General features: G+C 61.6%; 23 protein-coding genes and 3 tRNA genes. 20 read left to right on the top strand and 6 right to left on the bottom strand.

Annotation, left to right across the window (positions count from 1 at the left end; translation table 11 throughout):
• Positions 1-80 precede the first annotated feature (80 nt).
• Both LG373_RS06100 and LG373_RS06095 read right to left on the bottom strand, forming a co-directional pair.
• A complete protein-coding gene (locus LG373_RS06100) occupies positions 81-752 on the bottom strand; it encodes a LemA family protein (RefSeq protein ID WP_225749300.1) in 672 nt (223 codons plus the stop codon).
• A 273-nt stretch (positions 753-1,025) separates the two neighbouring features.
• A tRNA-Ile gene (locus tag LG373_RS06095) sits at positions 1,026-1,100 on the bottom strand.
• A gap of 204 nt (positions 1,101-1,304) precedes the next feature.
• On the opposite strand from LG373_RS06095, the gene LG373_RS06090 reads away from it, so the two are divergent.
• A tRNA-Val gene (locus LG373_RS06090) sits at positions 1,305-1,379 on the top strand.
• Positions 1,380-1,420: 41 nt separating this feature from the next.
• Here LG373_RS06090 and LG373_RS06085 read toward each other — a convergent pair.
• Positions 1,421-1,933 carry a DUF6125 family protein gene (locus tag LG373_RS06085; protein ID WP_225749299.1) on the bottom strand — a complete coding sequence of 171 codons (513 nt, stop codon included), beginning with the start codon at positions 1,931-1,933 and terminating at the stop codon, positions 1,421-1,423.
• A gap of 197 nt (positions 1,934-2,130) precedes the next feature.
• Between LG373_RS06085 and trpS the strand changes: the two genes are divergently transcribed.
• Both trpS and LG373_RS06075 read left to right on the top strand, forming a co-directional pair.
• Positions 2,131-3,177, top strand: coding sequence for a tryptophan--tRNA ligase (gene trpS / locus LG373_RS06080; RefSeq protein WP_225749298.1), 1,047 nt, complete (start codon positions 2,131-2,133; stop codon positions 3,175-3,177).
• A 134-nt stretch (positions 3,178-3,311) separates the two neighbouring features.
• Positions 3,312-3,386, top strand: a tRNA-Asn gene (locus LG373_RS06075).
• Between the two features lie 98 nt (positions 3,387-3,484).
• Here LG373_RS06075 and LG373_RS06070 read toward each other — a convergent pair.
• Both LG373_RS06070 and LG373_RS06065 read right to left on the bottom strand, forming a co-directional pair.
• Positions 3,485-3,859, bottom strand: coding sequence for a MerR family transcriptional regulator (locus tag LG373_RS06070; protein ID WP_114565855.1), 375 nt, complete (start codon positions 3,857-3,859; stop codon positions 3,485-3,487).
• Between the two features lie 141 nt (positions 3,860-4,000).
• Positions 4,001-4,153 (bottom strand): hypothetical protein, encoded by a 153-nt coding sequence (locus tag LG373_RS06065; RefSeq protein WP_181792503.1) that lies wholly within the window; start codon positions 4,151-4,153, stop codon positions 4,001-4,003.
• 173 nt (positions 4,154-4,326) lie between these two features.
• On the opposite strand from LG373_RS06065, the gene LG373_RS06060 reads away from it, so the two are divergent.
• From LG373_RS06060 to LG373_RS06000, 13 genes are all read left to right on the top strand, one after another.
• Positions 4,327-6,411 carry an ABC-F family ATP-binding cassette domain-containing protein gene (locus LG373_RS06060; RefSeq protein ID WP_225749297.1) on the top strand — a complete coding sequence of 695 codons (2,085 nt, stop codon included), beginning with the start codon at positions 4,327-4,329 and terminating at the stop codon, positions 6,409-6,411.
• Positions 6,408-6,878: a tRNA (cytidine(34)-2'-O)-methyltransferase gene (locus tag LG373_RS06055; RefSeq protein ID WP_216528613.1), complete on the top strand. Its 471-nt coding sequence runs from the start codon at positions 6,408-6,410 to the stop codon at positions 6,876-6,878. The genes LG373_RS06060 and LG373_RS06055 overlap by 4 nt, the downstream gene beginning before the upstream one ends.
• A 154-nt stretch (positions 6,879-7,032) precedes the next feature.
• The gene (gene serC, locus LG373_RS06050) at positions 7,033-8,115 is read left to right on the top strand and encodes a 3-phosphoserine/phosphohydroxythreonine transaminase (RefSeq protein ID WP_114565852.1); all 1,083 of its coding nucleotides are present in this window, start codon (positions 7,033-7,035) and stop codon (positions 8,113-8,115) included.
• 621 nt (positions 8,116-8,736) lie between these two features.
• On the top strand, positions 8,737-9,414 hold the full coding sequence (locus LG373_RS06045) for a site-2 protease family protein (protein WP_114565850.1): 678 nt from the start codon (positions 8,737-8,739) through the stop codon (positions 9,412-9,414).
• 12 nt (positions 9,415-9,426) lie between these two features.
• Entirely contained in the window at positions 9,427-10,218 is a 792-nt protein-coding gene (locus LG373_RS06040) for a ScpA family protein (protein WP_225749296.1), read from the top strand.
• A gap of 1 nt (position 10,219) precedes the next feature.
• Complete coding sequence (scpB, locus tag LG373_RS06035; protein ID WP_225749295.1) at positions 10,220-11,041, top strand: SMC-Scp complex subunit ScpB; 822 nt, start codon at positions 10,220-10,222, stop codon at positions 11,039-11,041.
• 93 nt (positions 11,042-11,134) lie between these two features.
• A complete protein-coding gene (locus tag LG373_RS06030) occupies positions 11,135-11,953 on the top strand; it encodes a pseudouridine synthase (RefSeq protein ID WP_225749556.1) in 819 nt (272 codons plus the stop codon).
• A gap of 113 nt (positions 11,954-12,066) precedes the next feature.
• Entirely contained in the window at positions 12,067-13,242 is a 1,176-nt protein-coding gene (locus LG373_RS06025) for a prephenate dehydrogenase/arogenate dehydrogenase family protein (protein ID WP_114565847.1), read from the top strand.
• Positions 13,232-14,560 carry a 3-phosphoshikimate 1-carboxyvinyltransferase gene (gene aroA, locus LG373_RS06020; RefSeq protein ID WP_216528611.1) on the top strand — a complete coding sequence of 443 codons (1,329 nt, stop codon included), beginning with the start codon at positions 13,232-13,234 and terminating at the stop codon, positions 14,558-14,560. The genes LG373_RS06025 and aroA overlap by 11 nt, the downstream gene beginning before the upstream one ends.
• Positions 14,557-15,255 (top strand): (d)CMP kinase, encoded by a 699-nt coding sequence (gene cmk / locus LG373_RS06015; RefSeq protein WP_216528610.1) that lies wholly within the window; start codon positions 14,557-14,559, stop codon positions 15,253-15,255. The genes aroA and cmk overlap by 4 nt, the downstream gene beginning before the upstream one ends.
• Positions 15,252-16,139 (top strand): 1-acyl-sn-glycerol-3-phosphate acyltransferase, encoded by an 888-nt coding sequence (locus tag LG373_RS06010; protein ID WP_225749294.1) that lies wholly within the window; start codon positions 15,252-15,254, stop codon positions 16,137-16,139. Before cmk ends, LG373_RS06010 begins: the two co-directional genes overlap by 4 nt.
• Complete coding sequence (gene ispH, locus LG373_RS06005) at positions 16,136-16,972, top strand: 4-hydroxy-3-methylbut-2-enyl diphosphate reductase (protein WP_216528609.1); 837 nt, start codon at positions 16,136-16,138, stop codon at positions 16,970-16,972. The genes LG373_RS06010 and ispH overlap by 4 nt, the downstream gene beginning before the upstream one ends.
• A 308-nt stretch (positions 16,973-17,280) precedes the next feature.
• A complete protein-coding gene (locus LG373_RS06000) occupies positions 17,281-17,757 on the top strand; it encodes a Crp/Fnr family transcriptional regulator (RefSeq protein WP_225749293.1) in 477 nt (158 codons plus the stop codon).
• A 200-nt stretch (positions 17,758-17,957) separates the two neighbouring features.
• On the opposite strand, the gene LG373_RS05995 is transcribed toward LG373_RS06000, so the two are convergent.
• Entirely contained in the window at positions 17,958-19,865 is a 1,908-nt protein-coding gene (locus LG373_RS05995) for an alkyl sulfatase dimerization domain-containing protein (protein ID WP_225749292.1), read from the bottom strand.
• A gap of 229 nt (positions 19,866-20,094) precedes the next feature.
• Here LG373_RS05995 and LG373_RS05990 point away from each other — a divergent pair, with 229 nt between their 5' ends.
• The 4 genes from LG373_RS05990 to LG373_RS05975 all read left to right on the top strand — a co-directional run bounded on the left by LG373_RS05990 (position 20,095) and on the right by LG373_RS05975 (position 26,321).
• Entirely contained in the window at positions 20,095-22,536 is a 2,442-nt protein-coding gene (locus LG373_RS05990) for a molybdopterin-dependent oxidoreductase (protein WP_225749291.1), read from the top strand.
• Between the two features lie 2 nt (positions 22,537-22,538).
• Complete coding sequence (locus tag LG373_RS05985; protein WP_225749290.1) at positions 22,539-22,940, top strand: hypothetical protein; 402 nt, start codon at positions 22,539-22,541, stop codon at positions 22,938-22,940.
• 396 nt (positions 22,941-23,336) lie between these two features.
• Positions 23,337-24,494 carry an Mbeg1-like protein gene (locus LG373_RS05980; protein WP_370632868.1) on the top strand — a complete coding sequence of 386 codons (1,158 nt, stop codon included), beginning with the start codon at positions 23,337-23,339 and terminating at the stop codon, positions 24,492-24,494.
• Positions 24,495-24,983: 489 nt separating this feature from the next.
• Complete coding sequence (locus tag LG373_RS05975; RefSeq protein ID WP_370632886.1) at positions 24,984-26,321, top strand: DUF512 domain-containing protein; 1,338 nt, start codon at positions 24,984-24,986, stop codon at positions 26,319-26,321.
• Positions 26,322-26,326: the final 5 nt, after the last annotated feature.

The raw sequence follows: 26,326 nt of genomic DNA, 5'->3' as shown, positions 1-26,326 counted from the left end.
GCTCGCTTGCAGCCGCTTGCCCACTCGGCAAGCGGCTTTTTTGCGCGGTGGGGAAGGGACGGGTCGGGCGGTTGCGCGCGCTACCGCCCGGTTCGATGCTGCGGCGCTTCTTCGAGCACCGTGTCGGATAGCCCGATGGCCCATAGCATGTAGGCGTTCATGATGCGGGGCGAAGCTTCCGCCAGCGCGGTGGAGCCGCTTGCGGCGGCCACGGCAAGGGGGTCGGACGCTTCGCGGGGCAGGTAGCGTTTGCGGGGCGCAAAGCCACGCTGCTTGGCGATGAGCAGCGTGGGAAACGTGCGCCCCGCGTTGCCGTACATGGTGACGCGGTTGTTGTAGAGTCCCTTATGGGTTGTCATACGATCTTCAAGCTTTCCCAGCTCTTCTAGGAGAAGCGCGAACGGCGCGCGCTCGAGCAGGGCGGGTGCGTGCCCTTCGATAAGGTCGAGCAGGTTGCGATGCGCCACGTAGAGCGCATCGTCGGCTTCTGCGGCGCGCGTCGGGTCTTCGGCGGCCTGCGCATCGGCAAAGGCGCGCTCGACGGCTTGCAGGGCGAAGGGGTCGTCCACGCCGTTTGCCCGTGCGGCGTCGGCTATCCGCGCCATGACGTCGTTTCGGCTGCGGCGGGTCGCTTGCAGCTGCTCCCACATGGCGTCCGACTCTCGACCAAGGCTGGCAAGGTTGCGCGCCAGGATGGTCATGACGGCGAAGGTGCCGGCAAGAAGGAAGGCGATGGGGATAAGCAACGTCAAGGCGTGCTCCTTCGGTTGGAGGGCCGCAGCGGGAACCGTCCTTATTGTAGGGTCGCTCGACTGCTCTGTTCCATACCGCAGGAAGTATGGTTTCGGGTGCGCACCTCCCTCGGAAGGTGGTAGAGGCATGCGTGCAGCGCCGCGTTTGCGGGCTGCTTCGGACGCTGCGCTGGGAAGGGGGAGCGGGTGGGCGTGCGGCAGCCTCTGGATGGGCGGCTTCATGCGGGCATGGAAAAGGCTGCACCGAAACCGATGCAGCCTTTGCGTGTTTGCTGGTGGGCCCAGCAGGGCTCGAACCTGCAACCAAGGGATTATGAGTCCCCTGCTCCACCATTGAGCTATAGGCCCGTAAAGCGTCCCGCTATTCTATCCCAAAATGCTCGCTTGTGCAAAGAGGGAAACGGGTAGTTTGCGCAAGCCGCTTAGAATCCTTGCCGCGAATCCTCGCAAACCCGTCGGCAACGCTATTCTCAAAAAATTGAAAATAGGGGCTTGCGCGCGCCTAAAACTACCGGTACAATATTTCAGCGTTGCGAACGAAGCAACAAGCACGGTCGCTTGGCTCAGCGGGAGAGCATCGCCTTCACACGGCGGGGGTCACAGGTTCAAATCCTGTAGCGACCACCATGAATTCAAAAGCCTTCCTTCGGGAAGGCTTTTTCGCTGTCCTAGGCGTTCAACGTGAATTTCCAAGCGCAGTTGCAGGTGCTGTCCACGATGTCGGGGAAGCAGCTCAGGCATTCGCAAACGATGCGGTCGTCGATAGCGGTTGCGAACACCGCATACTCCACTACTCCCACGTTCTTGCACGGATGGAACCCCATGCCCTTTCGCTCGCGGGCGTTCTGCACGCGGCAATCGACGATGCGGTACGTCAGCTCGTTGCCGTTCACGGTTATCTCGTCGACGTTCGCGGCCGATTGGCAGCGCAGCGAAAGCGCCTTCGCCAGCCCTTCGATGCCCGGATGCTCGTCCAGTCCGAGAAACGCCTTGATGCGGCGGCCCTCAGAAACGCTGAACCGTCGCCATGCTTCCACGTCATGGTGCATGGCTGCGTCCATGCCGTCGTCCTTCTCGATCGATTGGAACCACGTTCCGTCGAGCGCGATCAGGTTCTTCGCGTATATCTCGAGCAGTTCGAGCAGCTCTTCTTTCGTCAGGTTTTTCAGCGCGTCGTTCATGAATCCTCCTCAGGGTGCGATACGGTTCACGATTATAGCGCGCGGCAAAGCGGCCCGATGTGCCGTGCGCACCCCAAAACGGCTATACTGTTGCGATGCGCGTGCGATTCAAGGCTTGGCCGTCAACGCATGCGCGGTGCCCGGCTTGGCTCGCGGCGCCGAACGGTCCGACACAACGATTTCGCGATAGGAACATCATGAGCACCGATAGCTTTGAAGCCAGCAAGAAGCGCAGCGACGAGATCCGCGCAGATCTGCCCGTCCATCCCGAGAACTACACCATGCTCACCGGCGACCGTCCGACCGGCCGCTTGCACCTGGGCCATTACTTCGGCACCATTCGCGAGCGCGTGGCTCTGCAGAACCTGGGCGTGACGACGCGCGTCATCATCGCCGACTATCAGGTGATCACCGACCGCGACACCACCGAGCATATTCGCGACAACGTGTACAACATGGTGATCGACTACCTGGCATGCGGCCTCGACCCGGCGAAGACCATGATCTTCACGCACTCGGCCGTTCCCGCGCTCAACCAGCTGATGCTTCCGTTCCTCTCGCTCGTGACCGAAGCCGAGCTGCAGCGCAACCCCACGGTGAAGTCCGAAATGGAGGCTTCCGGCCACGCGCTCACCGGCCTTCTGCTTACGTATCCCGTGCATCAGGCGTGCGACATCCTGTTCTGCAAGGGCAACATCGTGCCGGTGGGCAAGGACCAGCTGCCGCACATCGAGCAGACGCGCTTGATCGCCCGCCGTTTCAACGAACGGTTCGGTCAGGTGTTCCCCGAGCCCGAGGGCGTGCTCAACGACGCCGTGGAGATTCCCGGCCTTGACGGGCGCAAGATGTCGAAGAGCTACGGCAACGCCATCAGCCTGTCGCTTACCGACGAAGAGACGGCGAAGCTCATCAAGAAGTCCAAGACCGACGCCGACCGCGTTATCACGTACGACAAGGAGAACCGCCCCGGCGTGTCCGCGCTGCTGACGACGGCCGCGCTTTGCACGGGCCGCACCGAGCTCGAGATTGCCGCCGAAATCGGCGACGGGGGATCGGGAGCGCTCAAGAAGTACGTGACCGAAAGCGTGAACGGCTTCTTGGCTCCCATTCGCGAACGCCGTCAAGAGCTCATGCAGGACATGGACTACATCAAGGACGTCTTGCACGACGGGAACCGTCAGGCGAACGAAATTGCCGAGGCCACGCTTGCGCAAGTGCGCGAAACGATGGGCATGGTGTACTAACGCACCAGGTGGATTGCTGGAACCGGCGCTGCGGAGAACAATTTTCGGGCACGTGCCCAAATTTTGAAAAAACGGTCTTGCGCAAAGTTTTGGTTCCGGTATAATACTTACTCGCGCAACGGAGCGCTCCTCATTCCTCGGTAGCTCAACGGCAGAGCATCCGGCTGTTAACCGGAGGGTTGTAGGTTCGAATCCTACCCGGGGAGCCATGAAACGCCAGGCCGCCAGTCAAACGACTGGCGGCCTTTTTTTGATGTGATGCGGACGGCGCTTGTCCAGGGTCCTTCCCGATCTTCGCAGCGCGATCTCAGCGCAGCTTCTTCTCGGCTTGCACGATAGTCTGCTCGTAGTGTTCTATCTTGTAGTCAAGGCGGTCGAGGCCTGCCTGCATTTCGGCGATGCGCTTCCGCACCAGGTCTCGCTGCTCTTCGAGCAGCGCCTTGCGCGCCGCAATCGTGTCGTCGCCTTGCTCGAACAGGCGCATGTACTCGATGAGCGCTTCAATGGACACGCCCGCTTTGCGCATGCACTTGACGAACTGCACCCGCGCGCAATCCTGGTCGCTGTAGTCCCGTATGCCGCTTGCGTTGCGCGTTATGTTGGAAAGCAGCCCGATGCGCTCGTAGTAGCGCAACGTGTCGGCTGAAAGGTCGTATAGCTTGCTTACTTCGGCTATCTTCATGAGGGATCCTTTCGTCTTGCGGCTTGCATGCGCATGCCGTCTTGCATTGAAGCACGTGGAGTGCGCTCCAAGTCAAGTTTTTAGGCAAGGGATCCTGACGTTTGGGCCCGGTCGGCTCTTCGGGCGGGGCTTCGCTCGAGGCTATTCGTAGAACGTGCGGGCGATGAACGTGACCACGATGATGAAGGCCGCGGCGAAAAGCGAGCCGATCGTGGCGGTTTCGGCCCGACGGAGAATGAGCGACTTCTCGTCGGCATGGATGTCCGACACGCGCGTGTTGGGGTTCATGGTCATGGCGATCGTCCTCCTTGTCGACGTGGTTTCGTTCGGCTTCAGTATAGGCGTTGGCTCGCGATCCAGGAAGCGCATCGCCGTAAACGGCATCTTCGGTTATCATAGACGGTTGGCGTTCGCGATGAGCGCGCGCCGTTTTTTGCCAGCACGAGAACCGAAGGCGCGTTCGCATTATGATCATGCAGCTTGAGCACATATCGAAATCGTTCGGGGGGCGTCAGCTTTTCCATGACGTGACGTTTCGCTTGGAGGAATACGAGCGCTTGGCGCTTGTCGGCCCGAACGGGGCGGGCAAGACCACGCTTTTGAACATCGTCTCCGGTCAGGAGGACGCCGACGAGGGGCGCGTTTTGTTTGCGAAGGGTGCGCGCGTCGGCTACCTGGAGCAGGAGGCCATCGAGATGGAGGATCGCTCCATTTTCGAAGAGGTCATGTCCTCGCAGGTGGAAGTGCTCGAAGCGGAGCGCCGGCTGCACAAGCTGGAGGCCGAGCTGGGCGATAATCCGACCGATCAGCAGCTGGCGGCCGCCGGGCGCGCCCGCGATGCCTACGAGGTGCTGGGCGGCTACACCATCGAGGCGAAAGTGCGCAGCGTGCTTTTCGGCCTGGGCTTCAAAGAGGCGGATCTTGCTCGCTCCACCACCGAGTTCTCCGGCGGTTGGCAGATGCGCATCGCGTTGGCGAAGCTGCTCATCCGCAACCCCGAGGTGCTGCTGCTCGACGAGCCCACCAACCACCTTGACCTGGAGAGCGTCAAGTGGCTAGAGGGTTTTCTGCGCGGCTACGCCGGGACCGTCGTCGTGGTCAGCCACGACCGCGCGTTCATGGACAACATGGTCGATCGCGTTGCCGAAGTGGACAACGGGCAGGTGAACATCTACAAGGGCAACTACTCCGCCTACCTCAAGTCGCGCGAAGAGCGGCTCGAGCGCCTGCGCGCCGAGGCGGCGAAGCAAGCCGAGGAGATCGCCCACATGGAGGCGTTCATCGAGAAGTTCCGCTACAAGCCCACCAAGGCCAAGCAGGTGCAGGATCGCGTCAAGAAGCTTGAGAAGATCAAGCGCATCGAGCTTCCCGAAGAGAAGAAGACCGTCAAGTTCAACTTCAAGCAGCCGCCGCGCACGGGCGACGAGGTGGTGCGCGCTCGCGGCCTCGTGAAGCGCTACGGCAGCAAGACCGTTTACGACGGCTTCGACTTCACCATGTACCGGGGCGACAAGATTGCCCTGGTGGGACCCAACGGCGCGGGCAAGTCGACGTTGCTGAAGATGATCGCGGGGGCCACCAGTCCCGATGCGGGCAGCATCGACTACGGCGTTCACGTTTCCAAAACCTATTACGCCCAGCACCAGCTTGACGAGCTGCATCCCGGCAACACGGTGTTCGAAGAGCTCGACCACGTGGCTCCGGGCTGGTCGATATCGCAGGTTCGCACGCTGCTCGGCGCGTTCCTGTTCACGGGCGACGCGGTGGATAAAAAGGTGAGCGTGCTGTCGGGTGGCGAGAAGAGCCGCCTGGCTTTGGCGAAGATGCTGGTGGCGCCGCGCCCGCTCCTCTGTCTGGACGAGCCGACGAACCACCTGGACATCGCCAGCGCCGACATCCTGGAGCAAGCTCTGAAAACCTTCGAGGGCACCATCTTGTTCATCACCCACGACCGGCACTTGATTCGGGGCGTGGCGAACCGCATCGTGGAGATCGAGCCGGGCAAGGTGACGAGCTACGACGGCGACTACGACTACTACCTGTTCAAGAGCGGTCAGTTGGACGGCCCGGCGCCAGAGGACCGTTCGCTGGTCGACGAGGTGATGGGCGAGGACGCGCCGCGAGGGAAGGGCGCTCAGAAGGGAAAGGGCGGCTCTCATGCGGCGTCCGGCGCCGAGCATCGGCCGGACAAGGCGGGTTCCGCGTCCGGTGTCGCGCAGACCGAGCTTACGGCGCCGCGCGCGAGCGCGCCGAAGTCCAAGGAGCAGAAGCGCCGCGAGGCGGAGGCGCGCAACCGCGCGTACGCCGCGCTCAAGAACCACCGCAAGCGCATAGCCGAGTTGGACAAGCAGATGGAGCGCGACAACGCGCGCATGGCCGAACTGCTCGAGCTCATGGCCGACCCGGGCTTCTACGTGAACGAGGACGCTTCCTCGGACGCCGTGGCCGAGCACGCCAAGCTCAAGCAGCGCCTTGCCGCCGCCGAGGAGGAGTGGTTCCTGCTCACCGAGGAGTTGGAAGAGGAAATGGCGAAACAGGCGGAGGCGCTGTGAGCGAGCAGCTGAACATCGTGCTCGTGGAGCCTGAGATCCCGCAGAACACCGGCAACATCGCCCGCACGTGCGCATGCGTGGGCGCGCGCCTGCACCTGGTGGAGCCGATGGGCTTTCGCTTGACGCAGAAGAACCTGTCGCGTGCCGGATGCGACTACTGGGACGAGGTGGACATCGTGCGCTGGCCGTGCGCCGATGCGTTTTTCGAGGCGCACGGAAACGACGAGCTGCATCTGTTCACGGGACAGGCGCGCCGCAGCTTCGCCGAGGCTTCGTACGGCGAGGGCGCCTTTCTCGTGTTCGGTCGCGAAAGTCGCGGGCTCGACCTGCGCTTCATCGAGGCTTACGCAAGCCGCTGCGTTCGGATCCCCATGCGCGAGGGGCTGCGCAGCTTGAACCTGAGCAACGCCGTAGCCGTGGCCTCCTACGAGGCCCTGCGCCAGCAAGGGTATCCGGGGCTGGGCTAGCTTGCCCTTTGGCATCGGGTCTGAAGCGGCCGAAGCGTATCCGCCTCTGCCGTCCGGGAGCCTATTCGCCGCTTTAGCGGGATAAAGCGGCCTGCGCGCGCTGCGAGCGTGTATACTGGGCCGCATTGTCTGAAAGAACGTCAAGGAGGTCCCCATGGCTCGTGTGTACAATTTCTCGGCCGGTCCGGCGGTTCTGCCGGAGGAAGTGCTTGCCGAGGCGGCATCCGAAATGCTCGACTACCAGGGCAGCGGCATGTCCGTCATGGAGATGAGCCATCGTTCCAAGCCGTTCGCGTCCATCATCGAAACGGCCGAGCAGGATCTGCGCGACCTCATGGGCATCCCCGACAACTACCGCGTGCTGTTCCTGCAGGGCGGCGCGTCCACGCAGTTCGCCATGATTCCCATGAACCTGATGCGCAACAAGGTCGCCGACTACGTGGTAAGCGGCTCTTGGTCGAAGAAGGCATGGAAGGAAGCGAAGCTCTACGGCGACGCGCGCTGCATCGCCAACAGCGACGACGAGAACTTCAGCTATGTGCCCGACGTGAAGAAGCTCGAGATCTCCGAAGACGCCGACTACGTCTACATCTGCCAGAACGAGACCATCTACGGCACCGTGTACCACGAGCTGCCCGACACGCAGGGAAAGCCGCTTGTGGCCGACGTGTCCTCGTGCTTCTTGTCCGAGCCCGTCAACGTGTCCGATTACGGCTTGATCTACGGCGGTGTGCAGAAGAACGTCGGCCCGGCCGGTGTGACCATCGTCATCATCCGTGAAGATCTGATCAGCGACGACGTGTTCCCCGGAACGCCCACCATGCTGCGCTACGACACGCACGCTGACGCGAAGAGCCTGTACAACACGCCGCCGTGCTACGGTATCTACATGTGCGGCAAGGTGTTCAAGTGGCTGAAGGCCCAGGGCGGCCTGGAGGCCATGAAGGAGCGCAACGTGGAGAAGGCGCAGCTCCTTTACGATTACCTGGATCAGAGCGCGCTCTTCAGCGGCACGGCGCGCAAGGAGGACCGTTCCATCATGAACGTGCCGTTCGTGACCGGTAACGACGAGCTGGACGCCAAGTTCGTGGCCGAAGCCAAGAAGGCCGGCATTGAGAGCATCAAGGGCCACCGCAGCGTCGGCGGCATGCGCGCGAGCATCTACAACGCCATGCCTCGCGAGGGCGTGGAGGCGCTCGTCGCCTTCATGAAGCAGTTCGAAGCCGACAACGCGTAGTCTCTTGCGCGCTGCTCGATGAACCCGAAGGGGCCGCGGTTGAGTCGCGGCCCCTTTTTCGCGTGCGGGATCGGCTTGCCCGCGGTGCAGGTTAACAGCGGACATGCGTTTTTGGCAGAGATTAGGAGGTTTGTGGCTCCTGAACGCGAGATATTCCATTTATAGCGAACAAGTGATCGCATAATGCCTGGTCGCAGATTTCATCTTCCCTTTTCGTGCGCGACGTCACGAGCCAAAAGCCGCAAACCTCGGAATCTCTGCCATTTTCGAGCCCTTCGCGGGCAGGTTGCGGTAGCGCCTCGGGTTTTTGGGCGCATGAGTTCTCCAAGAAAACTGCCGCACCCTTCCTGTGGCAGAGAGCGGGCTGCCGAATGCAGGTTTCGGCAGCGCCTTGTCGGCAAAAGGCATGGTCGCGTTTTGGGATGAGGCCGATCGGCGGCTTCGCGCGCTCGCGAAAGTGTCGCAGGCCCCGATTCGCGCCCAAAAAAATCCTCGCTCGACCCCTTTCGACGCTCTTCGAGATTCCTCGAGATTCCACGAGATTCCTCGTCGCTGCGAGTTTATGAAGTTTTCCCTCTTGGGGCGGGCGGGCCGAGTGCTTGCGGTAGACTGATCAGCATTATGTCTATATCGCTGCCTTACCTTATATGCTCCATCCTGAGCTTCGTGCCCGCCATCGTTTGCCACGAGGCGTGCCACGGTTTTGCCGCCTATAAGTTGGGCGATCCTACCGCCAAGCGAGCCGGACGGCTTTCGTTCAACCCGCTCAAGCACGTGGATCCTTTCGGCACGGTCATCATGCCGCTCATGCTCATGGCCATGAACATGCCGGTGTTCGGCTACGCGAAGCCGGTGCCGTACAACCCGGCGTACTTCAAAGATCCTCGCAAGGGCGACCTCATCGTGGGCTTGGCTGGCCCTGCGGCGAACTTGGCGCTGGCTGTTCTGGGTGCGGCGGTGTACGCGGTTATCCTGTTCGTCCTGCCGGTTGCCCAGCTGGCTCAAAGCATGGTGTTCTACTACTTCTTCACCTTGTTCTTGCCCATGTTCTCGCTGATCAACCTGTATCTTATGTTCTTCAACTTGCTGCCCATTCCGCCGCTGGACGGATCGTCCATCTTCGCGTTCCTGCTTCCGGCCAAGTATTTGCCGCGGTACTACAAGGTGCAGCAGTACGCGTTCCCCATCTTCATGATCGCCGTTATCCTGGTGCCGTACATTCTGCATTTCAATCCCATCGGCATTTATCTGGACGCGACGGCCGGAAACGTGTTCAACCTGCTGTATCCGTTCAGGTAGGCGGGGCCGCGCATGGCGTACAAGGTTCGCATAGACAGCTTCGAGGGGCCGTTCGACTTGCTGCTGCATTTGGTCAGCCGCCAGAAAGTGGACATCGGAGCCATCTCCATCACCCAGATCGCCGACCAGTATCTGGCCGAAGTGTCCAGGATGGACAACCTTGACCTGGACGTTGCGAGCGACTTTCTGCTGGTGGCGTCTACGCTTTTGGAAATCAAAGCCGAAAGCCTGCTGCCGCGCGAGCGCGATGCGGTGCAAGAGGAGCTGGAGGAGCTTGCGCCCAGCGAGGCTCGCGACATTCTGGTCGAGCGGCTTCTGGCGTACAAGCAGTACAAGAACGCCGCGAGCGCGCTGCACATGCGGTTCGTGGCGGAAGGCCGCATGCATGCGCGCCCCTTCGGTTCCGACGCGTGTTTCTTGAACCTCATGCCCGACTACCTGAAGGACGTCACGCTTGACGGGCTGGCGCTTTTGGCGGCGCGCGCGCTTGCTCGGCGCGACGTGTTTCTGCTGGAATCGGAGCATATTGCAGCAAAGCCCATTCCCGTCGAGGTGCACGTGCGCGCCATTCATCAGCGCATCCGCAACAAGAAGGAGATCCGCTTTTCGGAGCTGGTCAACGCGCAAACGCCCACGCCCGTGGTGGTGGTCACGTTCTTGGCGGTGCTCGAGCTGTACAAGCGCGCCATGGTGAAGATCGAGCAGGCCGAGCTGTTCGGCGACATCGACATCCGCTACATCGAAGGGTCCGGCGATCTTTCGCTGGAAGGCGAGGACGCCCTTACGTCGGTCGAGGAAGGTTGACATGTTCCAAGGTTTGCAGGAAGGCCAGATCAAAGGCGCTATCGAAGCCATGCTCTTCGTAACCGACGAGCCGGTGGGCACGCTTGCCCTGGCCGACATGCTGGAGGTTGCACCGGGCGAGGTCGAGCGTGCGCTCGTGGAGCTGCGCGATCAGCTGGAGCGGGAGGACCGCGGCATCCAGCTGCGCGAGGTCGCCGGCGGATGGCGTTTGTACACGCACCCCGCGTACCACGAGCTGATCGAGAAGTACGTGCTGTCATGGGATACCCGCAAGCTTTCCCAGGCTGCCATGGAAACGCTTTCCATCGTGGCGTACCTGCAGCCGGTAACGCGCAGCGGGGTTGCCAGCGTGCGCGGCGTCAACTCGGACAGCTCCATCAACTCGCTGGTGGAGAAGGGCTTGGTGCGCGAGGCGGGCGTGGCCGACGCGCCCGGGAACCCCACGCTGTACGCGACCACGCGCGCCTTCCTGGAGAAGTTCGGTCTGCGCTCGGTGGCCGACCTGCCCGATCTGGACCAGTTCGCGCCCGACGACGATACGCGCGCGTTCATTCGCGAGCGATTGTCCGCTACGCGCGACGACGTGCGCATCGCGCAAGCTGCGGAAGCGGCCGCGGGGGAGGGGCCGGACGAAGTCGACCCCTTGGCGGGCATGCAGTTCGACCTCGACGACGAAGACGGCGTCATCGTGGCCGAGAGCCCGCGCGAGGAAGCCGCGTCGGACGCCGCCCAGCGCATGCTGGCCGAGGCCATGGCTTCCGGCTTCGGCCTGGTGGAGAAAATAGACTTTGACGAGCTGACGTTTGAAACCGATGACGAGTAAGCGGGTCCGCCGTTCTGTCGAACGGCGGAAGCCCTCGCCGACCCTGGAGGATCTGTGACCGAAGAAACCAACGAAGCACCCCGCATCGTCCCCATGCGCTTGCAGAAGTTCCTTGCGCGAGCGGGGGCTGCAAGCCGCCGTGGATCCGAGAACCTTATGACGGCCGGTCGTGTGACGGTGAACGGCCAGGTGGTGACCGAGTTGGGCAGCAAGGTGGATCCGCTTGTGGACCAGGTTGCCGTGGACGGGGTGGCGGTTCGGCTGGCCGACGGCCCCGTGACCGTCATGTTGCACAAGCCGGCGGGATTCGTGACGACCATGTCCGATCCGCAGGGGCGTCCCACCGTGGCGCAGCTCGTCCCCGTCGATCGGTATCCGGGGCTGTTCCCCATCGGGCGGCTCGACGCCGACACCACGGGTTTGCTGCTGTTCTCGACCGACGGCGACCTGGGCAACGGCCTGCTGCATCCCAAGCATCATGTGGCGAAGCGCTACCTGGCATGCGTCGAGGGCCGGCCCGCCGAACGCGACCTTGCGCGCTTGCGCCGCGGGGTGGAACTTGACGACGGGTTTACGGCCCCTGCCGACGCCCGCCTTGTGGAAGGTCCGGCGGCTCGCCGCGCCGAGCGCGTTCTCGAAGCGCCTCCGGCCGTGCCCGCCCGGGCGTCGCGCGAGTACGCCGTCGAGTGCAGACAGCGCGCGGCGTGCCGCTCCATCGTTCGGGTGGTTCTTCGCGAGGGAAGAAAGCGCCAGGTGAAGCGTATGCTGGCTGCAATCGGCCATCCAGTGCTGGCACTTCATCGCGATTCGTTCGGCCCGCTTGAACTGGGCGACCTCGAACGCGGCTCGTGGCGGATGCTTTCGCCCGAAGAGGTTGCGGCTTTGAAGCGAGCCGTGGAGGACGGTTCGTAGCGACGCGCGGCGCGGGCGGCCGATCCTTCGGCCGATAATGCTAGAATACGCACGTCGGCATTGTCTGTCGGCGCACGTCAATATGTTTGCAACAGGGAGAGTGTTTCCGTTTCATGTCACATCAACAAGTTGACCATATCGCGGAGCCGGGGTTCGATCGCGTTGCGGTCGTGGGCTTCGGCCTGGTGGGCGCGTCCTTCGCCGCGGCGTTTCGCTCCGCGCACCCCGATGCGCGGGTGCTCGCGGTCGACGTCGACCAGCGCACGCTTGCGCAGGCCCTCGAGCGCGGCTGGGCGACCGAGGGCGCGCTTCCGGCCGATCCTGCGTTTCGGCGGTTCGTGGACGAAGGTTGCGACCTGGTGGTTCTGGCTACGCCGGTAGGAGCGGTCGAAGCCTACCTGAAAGACCTGGCTGCATGGGATTTTCAAGGCATCGTCACCGACACCGCGTCCACGAAGAGCCGTATCGTGGAGCTTGCCTGCGCGCATCTTGCCCATCCTGAAAACTACGTTCCCGGCCATCCTATGGCGGGTTCGGAGAAAAACGGCATCGAAGGAGCGCGGGCGGACCTGTTCAAGGGCGCTCACTGGATTCTGTGCCCCGATGCGAACACGCCCGCCGAGCACTTTCCGCGTCTGCACGAGCTGATCACCTCGCTGGGCGCGCGCGTTATCGTGCTGCCGCGCGAAGATCATGACGAGGCGGTTGCAGTGGTGAGCCATGTTCCGCATATCGTCGCCTCGTCGCTCATGCAGCTGGCGAGTCGTCATGCGGATGACCAGCAGGCCCTTATGCGGCTGGCCGCGGGCGGGTTCAAGGACTCGACGCGCATCGCTGCCGGCTCGCCGGAGCTGTGGTGCGGCATCGCGTTCGACAACAAGGACGCGCTCGTCGACGGGCTGTCGGAGATGCAGGAGATCATCGCGTCGTTTTCCGGCGCGCTCGAATCGGGGAATCGCGCGCAGCTGACGGATCTTCTTGCCTCCGCAGCGGAAGCTCGCCGGGCCCTGCCCGTTGCCTGGGTGCCTTCGACCGAGCGTTTGCTCGAGGTTCGCATTCCCATGGAGAACCGCACGGGCGTGGTGGCCGAGGTGACCACCGTCACCAGCTCGGTCGGTTGCAACATCCAGTCCATCGAGATAGACCACGTCACCGAGGACAGCGCCGTGCTCAGCTTGGTGCTGACCGACGAAGGCGACGTCGGCCAGCTGTCTGCGCAGCTCATCAACGCGGGTTTTTCGGTTTCGTTCAGTCCTCTGGCGGCAAAGGAGCATATACATGTCGATTGAATCAGCAGCGACCATCATCGAGCCTCTGCGCGCGCCGTTGCGGGGCAAGGCCACCGTGCCGGGCGACAAGTCCATCTCGCATCGAGCGGTGCTGTTCGCGGCTATGGCCGAGGGCGTCTCGAAGCTGACCGGCGTTCTTGATTCCGAGGACGTGCGCTCGTCCATGGCGGCGGTGCGCCAGCTGGGCGCGCGGGTAGAGCTTGAGCTGCAGCCCGACAAAAGCCTGGCTGGCGTGGTGGAGGGCTGGGGAGCGAAGGGGCCGTCCCAACCCGAGGGTCCCATCGATTGCGGGAACTCCGGCACCACGGCGCGCCTGCTCATGGGCGTGCTCGCCCCGTGGGACGTGCGCGTGGAGCTGACCGGCGACGAGTCCCTGGTGAAGCGCCCCATGCGCCGCATCACCGCGCCGCTCATGAAGATGGGGGTTCGCTTTCAGCCCGAAGGCCGCGAAACGCTGCCGCTCGTCGTGTGCGGAACGCGCGGCCTGCATCCTCTTGTCTACGATGCCCCTATGGCGTCGGCCCAGCTGAAGACCGCAGTGCTGCTTGCCGGCGTGTACGCGCGCGGCACCACCACCGTGAACGAACCCGCGCCTTCGCGCAACCACACCGAGCTCATGCTCCCGGAGTTCGGCGTAGACACCACGGCTGCGGATCGAACGGCCAGCGTCACGGGGCCCGCCGCGCTCAAGGCTTGCGAAGTGCAGGTTCCGGGCGATCCTTCGTCCGCTGCGTTCCTCGCGTGCGCCGCGGCGCTCAAGCCCGGCAGCTCCGTGCAGATCGAGAACGTCAGCCTGAACCCGGCGCGCATCGGCTTCACCCGCACGCTCGAGCGCATGGGCGCGTGCGTGAACCTGCGTCGCACGGGATCTGCGGGCAAGGAGCCCTACGGGACCGTTTCCGTCGATTACACGCCGAACCTGCGAGGCTGCGAGGTTCCCGCCGACAAGATCGCGTCCATCGTCGACGAGATTCCCGTGCTGTCGCTCGTGGCGGCGCATGCGCGCGGCGTCACGGTGTTTCGCGAAGTGGGGGAGCTGCGCGTGAAGGAGACCGATCGCCTGGAGGCCGTGGTGGAAGGCCTGTCCTCTTTGGGCGTGGACACGTGGGTCGAAGGCAACGACCTGTTCATCGAGGGGCAGCCGGATCTGGTCGTGCCGGATGCGGCGTCCTTCGACTCGAAGGGCGACCATCGTCTGGCTATGACGTGGGCGCTCGTCGGCCTGACAGGCGGTTCGTCCGTGAGCGTGGCGAGCTTCGATTCCGTGAAGATCAGCTATCCTCAATTTCTGTCCGATATCGAAAGGTTGGCACGATGATCATCGCCATTGACGGCCCGAGCGGGGCCGGTAAATCTACTGTTGCGAAAGCTGTTGCGCGCGAACTGGGCTTTTCCTGCCTGGACACCGGTGCGATGTACCGAGCCGTTGCATGGCGCGCCCTGCAAGACGGCGTGGCGCTCGACGACTGCGACGCGCTGGGGAGCCTTGCGCGCACCTACGACATCGCGTTTGCTCACGAGGCGGGCGAGCCGGTTCCGCGCCGCGTCTCCATCGGCGGCGTCGACGTAACCGACGCCATCCGAACCGCCGAGATCGACCGCGCCGTGAGCCCTGTCTCCGCTGCGCCGACCGTCCGTGCGGCTTTGGTGAAGCAGCAGCAGCGCATCGGCCGTGCGGGCGACTACGTGGTGGAGGGGCGCGACATAGGCACCACGGTGTTCCCGGAGGCCCCGGTCAAGGTGTTCCTGACCGCTTCGGCTGAAGAGCGGGCCCATCGTCGGGTTCGTCAAAACGTCGACCGTGCCGTAGGCTCCATCGACTTCGACGAGGTGCTTGCCGACATTCGCCGACGCGACGAGCTGGACTCCTCGCGCGCCACGTCGCCGTTGCGGCCTGCAGACGATGCCGTGCATTTGGATTCGACCGGGCACTACATCGAAGACGTGATCGACGAGATCTGCGCGCTTGCCCGTCAGAGGGGCGCGAACGGCGGCGAAGGCGAGCGCGCATGAGCCTGATTCTGCCTTACGAGAAGATCTGGGATATGCCCTACGGCGGCGCTTCCGACGAGAAGCAGGCTCCGCGCCTGGTCGGCAACGTCATCTACGGGTTCTTGGCCTTCGTGTTCAAGATCTGCTTCCGCTACCGCGTGGACAACCGGCAAAGCCTGCGGGGCTTCGACGGCGAAAGCGGCGTGGTGGTGGTGGCGAACCATACGTCGTTTCTGGACGTGGTGTTCATGTACCTGTCTTCGCGCCCTTCCCAGTGGATACGCTTCTTGGGGCGCGAGAACCTGTTCGGCAACGCGCACGGCCTGGCGGGCCATATCCTGTCGCGCGTGGGCGCGTTTCCCATCAAGCGCGATTCTGCCGATAGAACGGCCATCAAGCGCGCGACCCGCATGCTGAAAAACGACGAGATCGTGGGCATTCTTCCCGAGGGAACGCGCCGGGGCAAAAGCGATCGCACGCCCGAGATCCATTCGGGGGCGGCGTTCATCGCGAAGATGGGTCATGCGCCCATCCTGCCCATGACCGTGCGCAACGCCGAGCATATCAAGGAGAAGGGGAAGTTCTTCCGCTTCCCCAAGGTGACCATCGAGTACGGGGACCCCTTGCTGGTGAGCGATTTCGACTTTCTTCCGAAAGAAGACCGCTTGGACGGCTGCACCTGGTACGCGATGCGCGAGTGCTTCGCGCTGTCGCTGAACGTGCCGGCCGATCAGGTGGACATGCCGGCGCTGTTCCCGGAGGGCCGTGATTTCACGGCGGCGTTCGCCGAGCATCGCGTGGCGCGACACACGACCGAGGAGCTGGTGGCCGCCATCAGGGAGAAGAAGGCCGCCAAGGAACGCCGCGCTTCCAAGGAAGCACCTGCGGAAGGAGCATGCGCATGAGGGTGGTGAAGGCCAAGCACGCGGGCGCCTGCTACGGCGTGCAGCGGGCGCTCGACATGGCGCTCGAGGCGGCCGAGCGCACCGAGGGCGCCTCTACGCTCGGGCCGCTCATCCACAATCCGCAGGTGGTGGGCGAACTGGCCGATCGCGGCATACGCGCGGTCGAGAGCGCTGACGCGGTGGATCACGGGTCGGTCATCATCCGCAGCCACGGCGTGACGCCGGGCGTGCGCCGCAGCGTGGAGGAGCGCGGGCTGCCCATCATCGACGCTACGTGCCCGCATGTGGCGCGCGCTCAAAAGGCGGCTGCGGAGCTTGCGCGGCAGTGCGGGCGCGTGGTGGTGGTGGGCGAGGCGGGGCATCCCGAGGTGGAAGGGCTGGTTGCCTGCGCGCGCGAGGCAGGCGGCCAGGTGGCCGTGGTCACCGAGCCCGCCGATCTGCCGGATGGTCTTCCGGCTCCCGTCGGCATCGTCGTGCAGACCACGCAGACGCGCGAGTCGCTTGACGCCGTGGTGGACGCGCTTGTTGCGCGCGGCATCGAGCCGCAGGTCAAGAACACTATCTGCTTCGCCACGCGTCAGCGGCAGGAAGCAGCCGCAGCGCTTGCGGACGAGGTGGACGCCATCGTGGTGATCGGCGGGCGCAACTCGTCGAACACGACGCGCCTGGCCGAGATCTGCGCGGCCGCGTGCCCGCGCACGCATCACGTGGAAGCGCCCGACGAGCTGGATCCCGCCTGGTTCGAGGGCTGCGAGAGCGTGGGCGTCACCGCGGGGGCGAGCACGCCCGAGGCCCAGATAGCCGCCGTCGTCGAGCGCCTGGAGGCTTGGTAGGCCAACGGCTGGATGGGGTTTTGGCGACGGGCCCGCGCATGGTCTTCTGCGAGGGTCTGCTTCTATATGCGGTATACTGAGTCGCAGGGTGGAATGCGGAGATTTATTCTATGCGACGGAGGCTTGTTATGGGCAATGCTTCGGGGGGCGTCGGACGTGGAGGATTTAGATGCACGGAGGTGCGGATCAACCCATTTTGCTCTGATGTATCCACAGGAACGCGGGAGATGCTTTGCTCGTCGGCGAGGCATGTTTCTATAACGAAGGGCTCAACCGTTTCTGCGGTTTCCTTTTCAAAGGAAGTGCTCGTGGTGAAGTCGGGGGTGCTTGCTGTTGCCCTATCGACTGAGAAAGGCGGTAGCCAGGGGCTCTTCGTTGCGGATTCCGGATGTCTGATAAACGCGATGAAGATCGCTGGAGCGACGAGACATTTCGATGAAGGGTTCAACGATAGTCACCTTGGGTATGCGCTAACCGATCTTCGAGGATGTGCGATCCCCTTGTCTCTCATGAGGCGGGCGTTTGAAGATGATCCGGCGTTTGCGCGTGTCGTTCTATCCGAGATTACGGATCGGTATCGAGGTGCGCTTCAGAATATGGCTTTGATGGCCGAATCGTCAGGGGTCGATCGTATTGTCTGGCTACTTGACGAGTTGGAACGCACGGGGGTTGGAATAAACGGCATAACCCATGATCTTATCGGGCGTCTTTTATGCATGAATCGAGTTAGCGTGACGCGCTTGATGAGCAAAGCGCTTGAAAGGTACGGAAGTGCAGCAAGGTGAGATCCAGGTATGGCTGAAAAGTGCGAGTCAAGGCTTGCGAGCCAGCAAGTTGTGCTTGCGAATGACCATGGAGCGCTCTACTGATCGTTCGAGCGAAACTGCATGGCGGCCATACGAAGAAAGGCCGGGCAAGGACACCGGCCTTTCTTCGTAATTACGTCGGAAAACCGAACGTTGCTTTCGACGCTAGACGAATCAGTTTAAAGCTGCATTTCACAGACGCCCATGATGGTCTCCAGCTTGGCTGCGTCTCCCTTGACGGTGATATCTCCGGCTTTGAGGCATTCGTCGAACGATTTCACACCGAGGACAATGTCGAGCATGACGGTGTAAGCGAGCACTATTTCAACACTGGGGTTTTCGATAGCACCCTGCTTGACTTGTCCAATGCAGTTGCGAACGATCATCGAAGTCGATGCGTTCTCGTCGGAGTAGGTGACTACCAGCGACTCATTCATTCCTTCGGCTTTTTCGGGAACGATGCTCACGCGCAGCATGTCGAGCACGAGCGTGCGAGGCGCGGCCATGAGCTTATCTTTAGTGATCACGGCTGGAACCATGCTCTTGTCGAGGTTTCCTTCCAGTTTCCAAGCTTCGGTGTGGTACCAGTGGCGCGTGTTGGAGGCCTGCGAAACCTGTCCCATCTTTCGGTACGCTTGAGCCTTGACGGTTTTTGCGGAGTTGTGTTCGGGGCTTGCGTTCAAGACGTGCGTGGCAAGCGTTGCTGCCCATGCGTACTGATTGTCGTCAAGTGCTTTTTGCGCTTCCGCAGTGAGCGCATCGGCGCCTCCTGCAAGTTGCACGAAGTATGCGGATTCGTATTCTTTGGATACCGGATGCAGTTCCAGAGGGTCGCCGCTAAACCAGCCGATGAGTCCGCTGTATACGCCGCGTACGTAGTGCTCGAACTCGCCGTAAAGCGGCTTGGTGATGTCGCCGCTTGCCATGAATTCGGGAATTCTAACGGCTGCAACAATTTGATCAGGCGTATATCCCTTGTTCAGGTAACGGATGGTTTGATCGTAGACGAACTGAATGGCATCGCGTTGCAAGGTGAGCTCTTCAGCGACTTTGTCAGAACCAAGGAGCGGCAGCGCGTGCACTGGCACCATGTTGTCGGCTTTGAGATCGCGCAGTACGTCTAATGCGGCAAGCATGGTCACGGGGTTGCGGTACTTCTCGCCCCGCAGCGTGTACATATTGTACATAACGCCCCATGCTTGGTTCGTGACGATGGTGTTTTCTTCTTCGATGAAAATGTTGATGTTGTCGGCGCTGTCGGAGGTCGTGGGATAGAAGTGGAAAGTAAGCCCGTCGATTTTCTCCACGACTTCCTTTTCGGCGGCCGGAATGAGTTTGTTGGGGGGAATGAAGCCCGGGGTGAAGGATTTGACGTAAGGATTGCTGTAGAAGGGTCCGATTCCGCAGCTCGTGCGTCCATCTTCCCCCTCGATGGGCAGGTAATCGCCGAACATCGTATGCGCTCGGTCGACATAGCTGGTTGCGGTCTCGGTGAACGGAGAAAGAAGCGCTTCCATGAATCTTTCTTGCGCGATGATGGGCACGTTGTCGGGGTTGTTTGCCGGCAGGTAGGCGGTGGTGCCTCCTGTGTAGTGGCAGTGCGTGTAGATGACGGCGACAACCGGCTTGTCGGTGACGGTGCGGAACATTTCGTAGTCGAGTTCAGCGGTCTCCCTGCACTCGCCCGTGTCTATGACGATGATTCCTGTGTCGCCGATTACCATGGTGGAGTTGGAGAGTGCGTTTCCGATGGCGCTGTACACGCGATCAGTGACCTTCACCATATGTGCGGGCAAATAATGGGCTTGTTGGTCGAGCAGGGCTTGGTTGGCGGCTTCGCCGTTTTCGCCGGTGCCGATCTTTATTTCCTGGCCGCAGAAGTTCGTCTTGCCTCCCATGTAGGATGGGTCAGGCGTTACTGCCGCGCGCTCTTCTTCAGTGAGTCCTGTTTTGATCGAGACGTTGGCTGCGCTGGCCCACTGCGAAGAGCAGCCGGTCATGATTCCAAGCGGAAGCGCTGCGGCGGCGGTGGCGGCGAGTGCTCCTCTGAGGAACGTACGACGTTCCAAGGTGATCTGATCTGGCATAAGTACCCCTCCTTTGCTTGTCCGCGCATTGGCGCGCGGCGTTGACGCGTGGAAGTATAGGCATCCGTGCAAGCAGGAATCGGTAACCCGAGTTACAAATACCTCCTCGCTGTAGCCCAGGTTACAGCGAGGAGGTATTTGTAACCTAGGCTACAGCGAGGGGAGTTCCCTGCATCCTATAGTGACGGCAGTGCTGTTCAGGACGAGTTGAAAAGGAAAGGGGGATCTTATGTCCGAGGAGAGTTTTGTCTATACCGCGTGCCCTGGGTGGGGTGACCATGAGTACTGCGCGTTGAAGACTATTGTCAAGGACGGGAAGATCATCCGTACGGAACCGGCCGAGTACACCGGCGCCGAAGTGGGAGAGGCCCATATATGCCAAAAGGGCGTCATGGCATGTCGACAGCCTTACAACAAGGATCGTCTGACAACGCCTCTTAAGCGTGCCGGCGAGCGCGGCGAAGGCAAATGGGAGGAAATCAGTTGGGACCAGGCGCTCGATGAGATTGCCGAAAAGCTAGCCGAACAGCGTGACAAGTACGGTCCGCAGTCGCTCGCCCTGTGGTATCTAACTGCAAGCTATCCGCCCTCGATGGGTCTTGCCGGTGTGCTGCACACGCGCTTTGGCGGTCTGTACGGCGCAACGTTCCCCATGGAGGCATACGGCCTCGACAACGGCCCTCTGTTTGCGGCGTACTATGACTTGGGTAACACGTATCGTTACTACAATACCGATCCTCGCAACATCGATCACTCCGATTACGTTATCGTATGGGGCGCGAACCCTGTTGAAAACCAGCACCGTTTCGCAAAGCATGTCGTTGAGGCTAAGAGCAACGGTGCCAAGATCGTCGACATCGGTCTGCTCTTCGACGGCACTGCTGGTTATGCGGACGAATTCGTTCCGGTAAAACCCGGCTCTGATGCTGCTCTTTCGCTGGCTATGGCAAACCACATTGTGAAGAACGATCTTTATAAAGTGGACTTCCTGCTTGATCATACGGTGGCACCGTTCCTGGTTCGTAGCGATACGGGCGAATTCATGCGCGACGGCGACGGCAACTGCATGGTAATCGACAAGACGCATGGCGTTATCGCCGTGGAGCCTGGCGTGAAGGAGATTGCGGGCGCTACGGAGCTCGAGCTCAAGGCGGAGCTCGACGTGTTCGGCGTTCCTTGCAAAACCGTGTTCTGCGTTCTCGAAGACCATCTTGCCAAGTACACGCCTGAGTACCAGGAGTCCATCACGGGCGTGCCTGCAGCTGACGCTGTGCGCATTGCCGAGGAATATGCAGCTGCTCCCGACGCTTACATCTTGGGCGCTTTGGGTATTCGCTACCAAAACCAGGGTGATATTTATCGCTCGTTCTATCTGCTCGGTTCGCTGACCGGTAATCTGGGTCGCCCCGGTGCCGGTGTCACTTCCGAGCTCCTAGGCGGTGCATGGCCCGTGCTCTTTAACGACGCCCCCATTGTCGCCCCTAACGGTATCGAGGGCTTCAAGGGCGTGCCTGCTCGTCAAGCCGACTTCTTCGAAGCTATCGAGAATTCCGAAAGCGTGGAAGAATGTCCCTACAAGGCGCTTATGGTCATCTCGGGCAATCCGGTGCATAACTGCCCGAACCGTTCCCGTTGGATTGAGCGCGTGTTCCCGAAGCTCGAGCTTATCGTTGACTTCGACATTTGGATTACCGACACGGGCGAGTATGCCGACTACATCCTGCCGGACTGCATGCCGTTCGAGCGCTATGACATCATCAATATGGCCGCTTACAACCATATCGTGTTGCAGGAGCCTGCAATCGAGCCGCCGGCGGAGGTTCATGATCCTACCGATCTGTTTACGGGTCTTGCCCAGCGCTTGGGACTGGGCGAGTACTTTGATAAGACTGCTGAAGAGTGGTGCGGCGTGCGCATCGACTCTGACTATCCGTTCATCGCGGGTATCGAGGGCGGTGTGAGCATGGAGCGGCTCAAGAAGGAGAAGATGGTTCGCTTGGCAACGCCGCCGTTCCATTGGGACCCGTTCTTGGGTTTGGATTTCAGCACGCCTTCCGGTCGCCTCGAATTTTATTGCGAGCGCCTGCTTCCTACGGGTCATCAGATTGCCATGTATACCGAGCCTATGGAGGTTCCCACCGAGGCGAGCAAGGCCGAAGGTAAGAACGAAGAGTATCCTTACCAGTTCTTCAGCGGCCGACAGCGCTTCTTCATGCAGTCGTTGTACACCGACGATCCCGTCATGGTGAAGCTTTCCGGCGGCAAGCCGAGCGCTCGCATCAACCCGGTTGATGCCGCGCGCGAGGGTATCAAGGATGGCGACAAGGTGGAAGTCTACAACCAGCGCGGTCACGTAATTGCTCCGTGCCGTCTTGATGAAGTGATTCCTCCGGGAACCATTCAGGTGTGGTTCGGTTGGCGCAAGCGCCAATTCGAGGAGGGCACCTATTCCGAGTTGCTGGTGCCGCTGGGTAGTCGCGAGACGCTCGACGATCTGTCTGAGCACTGGTGGAACGAGATGCTGGGCAAAAATCAGGTTAAGTGCGGCTTCTTTACTGGCTCCGAAGGCTGCATCGCCGGTGCTTGGGATACCATTTGGGACTGCGCTTGCAACATTCGCAAGATCGCTGACGCAGCCGATCTCGACGAAGACGGAAAGGAAGTGAAGTAGCCATGGCTCAAGACACTCGGATCCTGGTGAATTTGCAGCGCTGCACCGGCTGCTGGACCTGCTCGCTTGCCTGCAAAGTGGTCAACGAGCTTCCCGACGACGAGTACTGGGCAACCGTGCGTACGCTTGGCTCGGGCGAGGGCATCGATCGTCCGGCCGGCACGTGGCCGAACCTGAGCATGTCGTGGATGCCCGTGTGGTCCAAGAAGTGCATCAAGTGCGCGCCACGCTTGGCCGAGGGGCAGGAGCCCTTCTGCGTGAAGTGCTGCCCCAACAGCGCGCTGACCACCGGCGAAGCCGTCGATGCTGAGGTCGAGGCCCTGCGCGAGAAGGGATTCCGCATCTTCTCGCTGCCTGCATGGGAAAGCACTCGCGAAGGCATCGTTTACGCTTCTAAGGAATAACGATCCCCGACCCTTTTCCGGCTGGCCCTCGGACGTGCTGCAACGTTTGAGGGCCAGCGTTCCGATCTGAATTCGAAAGGAATGACCATGTGCTTCCGTCCCTCATCTGCTGTAATCGGCGGAGATATCGAGTGTCCTAAGTGTGGCACCAAGAACCCCGCTAGCGCTGATGTCTGCTCCGGTTGCGGTGCCACTGCTGCCGATTTTGCATCTGCGGCCCCGAAGGCCCCTGCGGCCCCCAAGCCTCCTGCAGCCCCGAAGCCCCCTGCGGCTCCGAAGCCTCCGGTGGCGTAAAGCGCAAAGATGCTATGAACGGAAACGGCCGGCCATGCTCGCATGGCCGGCCGTTTCCGTTCGCTGCGGTGAAACGTAAGGGAAGCGCCGGATTATTGATTGATGGGGTGTGGGATGGCTATGGGATCGTTGATCACTTATCTTGAGACCGAACAGCGTTTGTTCTCGGAGTTCCCCTTCAATGAGGTTGACAGTCTCGTGCTGTCGACGCTGTGCTACTTCAGGTTCGAGAAGGCTGGTGTTGTGGTGCCCTGTGGCTCTGAACGCGTGTTGCTCCACGATGCGGTGGCCTTGAGCGATTGGTGCGACTTGTTTGCGGGATGTTGGCTTGAGGATCAAGGAGGGAGTTCTGATTTCGCGCATGCGATCATGGCGTCTCGAAGGTATCGATATGTGGAGATCGGCTTCTTCGTGGACGAATTCTCGTCGGCTGTTGAAAAGCAGTTTAGTGCGATCACCTTCTTTCTGGATTCTGGAGCATGCTACCTTGCCTTTCGCGGAACCGACGGAACGATAGTCGGATGGAAAGAGGATTTCAACATGAGTTTTCTTCCGGTGATTCCTTCCCAGCGTTCTGCGGCCTCGTATGTTTCGGGAGTTGCGTCCGGTACAACAGGCCCCCTGTTTCTCGGCGGCCACTCGAAGGGCGGGCACTTGGCTGAGTTTGCCGCGCTCGATGCCGACCAGCCAGTGTACGAACGCATCTTCTCCGTATACAACCATGATGGCCCTTCATTCGCCGAAGACCCTTCTCCTCGCATGCGAACCGATGAATACGCCTGCAAATTGCATAAAACCGTTCCGGTTGATTCTCTGTTTGGAATGGTATACGAGGATCGAGAGTCGTTTTGCGTCGTGGATGCAGAATCGTTTTCTGTGTTTCAGCACAATCCCTTTAGTTGGATCGTGGAAGAGGGGAGGTTCAAGCATCTCGAAGATCTCAGCACGGGCGCGATGTTGATTGATGATGTGTTCTCGAATTGGATTCGAACAAAGGACAAGGAGGAGTGCGAGCGGTTTGTGGAGGCGGCGTTCGTCATGCTTTGCGCGACCGAGGCTAGTACCTGGGCTGAGTTCCAATCGCAGCTTGTCGCGAATATCGCCACTATGGTGGGGGAGGGCGGCCGTCTCGATTCCGACACGAAGCGTTTCTTGCTGGGGACGCTTGCTTCCCTTGGGGATGCTGCGGGGCGAGAGTTGGCTGGCAGGTTGCAGTTTGCTCGAGAATTTTTGACGACGTCGCATCCGAAGAAGTCATGAATTGCTCGAAGCCGGGGTTCATGGGCAAGGAGTGCGGCTGCTGTTGAAAGTCGGAACGAGAACCATTGAATATATGTTGCGTAGTAGCTCGGATACGGTGGGGCTCCTTCCAGGACGTCGAGCGACGCCGCCGTCGAGAACGGCGCTCCGATCCCGATCCCTCTCGTTGCGATAACTCCCCGAGACTGGTGCTTGTTGCAAGTTCCTGGTCGTCTGCTTGGGGTCTGTTTAGCGGTCTCGCCCTCTCCTGTTGATTGCGATACGGATACCTAACGGGTAGAATGCTCAAGACGATAAGGGACGATATGTCGACCCTGGATTTTTCGAGATCCAAACAAAGGCCCATTCTGACAGAGAAGGCGACAGGTGAGCACGTACCCATCGAAGGACATCGCGCGCGAGGCGGAAAGCTCCGTTTCGTCCGCTGCGCGCGGGTTCAGCGCCGCGACGGCGAACGGGTGCCGCCGGAAAGGCGATCCTCCGCGCGCCCTGGTGGCGGCCGTCGCGCCCGAAAGCCCGGCCGACGACGCGGGATTCGAGCCGGGCTGCTACGTGACTTCCGTGAACGGCGATCCCGTGCGCGACGTGATCGACTGGCGCTGGCTCACGTCCGACGACGTCATCGAGCTGGGCTACATCGACCTCGACGGCGAAGCGGGCGAGGTGGAGCTCGAGCGCGAACCGGGGGAGGACTGGGGCTTCGAGTTCGACGGCGTGGTGTTCGACGGCGTCAAGCAGTGCCGCAACGCCTGCACGTTCTGCTTCATGCGCCAGCTTCCCGACGACATGCGCTCTTCGCTCACGCTGCGCGACGACGACTTCCGCCTGAGCTTCCTGGCGGGCACGTTCGTCACCTTCACCAATCTTTCGCCCGAAGACGAGGCGCGCATCGTGGAGCAGCATATCTCGCCGCTGCGCCTGTCCTTGCACGTGGCCGATCCGCAGGTGCGTCGCCGCATGATCGGCAAGCACGCGCAGCACGGCATCGACGTGCTCGAGCGCCTGCTCGCGGCCGGCATCGAGTTCCATGCGCAGATCGTGCTCGTGCCCGATCAGAACGACGGGGCCGTGCTGGAGGGCACGCTTTCCTGGGCGTACGAGCGTCCGGGCATCCTGGACGTCTGCATCGTGCCGCTTGGGTTTACCAAGCACCAGACGTGCTTCGACCGCAGCTTCAACGACCCGGTGTCGTCGCGCGCGGTCATGGACCTGGTCGTGCCGTTCCAGGCGCGCGCGCTCGCCGAACGCGGCACCATGTGGGCGTTCGCCGCCGACGAGTTCTACCACAACGCGTACGGCTCCGAGCTGCTGCAGAACCTTCCTCCGTCGCGGCACTACGGCGATTTCGGCATGTTCGAGGACGGCGTGGGCATCATCCGGTCGTTCGTGGACGACTGGGAGCAGGCCGAGCGCGACGGGACGGTTGCTCGTGCTGCGGACGCGCTCGGGCGGGCCGGCCTGCGCGTGCGCTACGTCGCCGGTTTCGCAACCCGCCAGTTCCTCGGGCCGTTGGCTGCGCGCAGCGCCGTCGCGCCCTGGTTCGAGCCTCTGTTCGTGAAGAACGACTTCTTCGGGGGCAACGTGGACGTCACGGGCCTGCTGTGCGGGTGCGACATCGCTTCTGCGATCCAGGCGTGCGACGACGGCGATCTGTTCGTGGTTCCGAGCGTCGTGTTCAACGACGACGGGGTGACCCTCGATGACCTGACTTTGGAGGATATGGGAAAGCGCGCGGGCGCGCCGCTTGCCGTGGTATCCTGTAACGCGTCGGGTTTTCTTTCCGAGATCATCGACCTTGCCGGGCAAAACGCGCCGGCTTCAAGCTAACGAAC

The organism is Paraeggerthella sp. Marseille-Q4926, assembly GCF_916618935.1.
GTDB lineage: Bacteria > Actinomycetota > Coriobacteriia > Coriobacteriales > Eggerthellaceae > Paraeggerthella > Paraeggerthella hominis.
The sequence above is the reverse complement of the archived record's forward strand: the minus strand, read 5'-3'. Positions and strand labels throughout refer to the sequence as shown.

Coding starts and splice junctions, on each gene's coding strand:
- LG373_RS06085 (WP_225749299.1), bottom strand. CDS start 1,933: ATGAACGACGCGCTGAAAAACCTGACGAAAGAAGAGCTGCTCGAACTG.
- trpS (WP_225749298.1), top strand. CDS start 2,131: ATGAGCACCGATAGCTTTGAAGCCAGCAAGAAGCGCAGCGACGAGATC.
- LG373_RS06070 (WP_114565855.1), bottom strand. CDS start 3,859: ATGAAGATAGCCGAAGTAAGCAAGCTATACGACCTTTCAGCCGACACG.
- LG373_RS06065 (WP_181792503.1), bottom strand. CDS start 4,153: ATGACCATGAACCCCAACACGCGCGTGTCGGACATCCATGCCGACGAG.
- LG373_RS06060 (WP_225749297.1), top strand. CDS start 4,327: ATGATCATGCAGCTTGAGCACATATCGAAATCGTTCGGGGGGCGTCAG.
- serC (WP_114565852.1), top strand. CDS start 7,033: ATGGCTCGTGTGTACAATTTCTCGGCCGGTCCGGCGGTTCTGCCGGAG.
- LG373_RS06045 (WP_114565850.1), top strand. CDS start 8,737: ATGTCTATATCGCTGCCTTACCTTATATGCTCCATCCTGAGCTTCGTG.
- LG373_RS06040 (WP_225749296.1), top strand. CDS start 9,427: ATGGCGTACAAGGTTCGCATAGACAGCTTCGAGGGGCCGTTCGACTTG.
- scpB (WP_225749295.1), top strand. CDS start 10,220: ATGTTCCAAGGTTTGCAGGAAGGCCAGATCAAAGGCGCTATCGAAGCC.
- LG373_RS06030 (WP_225749556.1), top strand. CDS start 11,135: ATGCGCTTGCAGAAGTTCCTTGCGCGAGCGGGGGCTGCAAGCCGCCGT.
- LG373_RS06025 (WP_114565847.1), top strand. CDS start 12,067: ATGTCACATCAACAAGTTGACCATATCGCGGAGCCGGGGTTCGATCGC.
- aroA (WP_216528611.1), top strand. CDS start 13,232: ATGTCGATTGAATCAGCAGCGACCATCATCGAGCCTCTGCGCGCGCCG.
- cmk (WP_216528610.1), top strand. CDS start 14,557: ATGATCATCGCCATTGACGGCCCGAGCGGGGCCGGTAAATCTACTGTT.
- LG373_RS06010 (WP_225749294.1), top strand. CDS start 15,252: ATGAGCCTGATTCTGCCTTACGAGAAGATCTGGGATATGCCCTACGGC.
- ispH (WP_216528609.1), top strand. CDS start 16,136: ATGAGGGTGGTGAAGGCCAAGCACGCGGGCGCCTGCTACGGCGTGCAG.
- LG373_RS05995 (WP_225749292.1), bottom strand. CDS start 19,865: ATGCCAGATCAGATCACCTTGGAACGTCGTACGTTCCTCAGAGGAGCA.
- LG373_RS05990 (WP_225749291.1), top strand. CDS start 20,095: ATGTCCGAGGAGAGTTTTGTCTATACCGCGTGCCCTGGGTGGGGTGAC.
- LG373_RS05985 (WP_225749290.1), top strand. CDS start 22,539: ATGGCTCAAGACACTCGGATCCTGGTGAATTTGCAGCGCTGCACCGGC.
- LG373_RS05980 (WP_370632868.1), top strand. CDS start 23,337: ATGGGGTGTGGGATGGCTATGGGATCGTTGATCACTTATCTTGAGACC.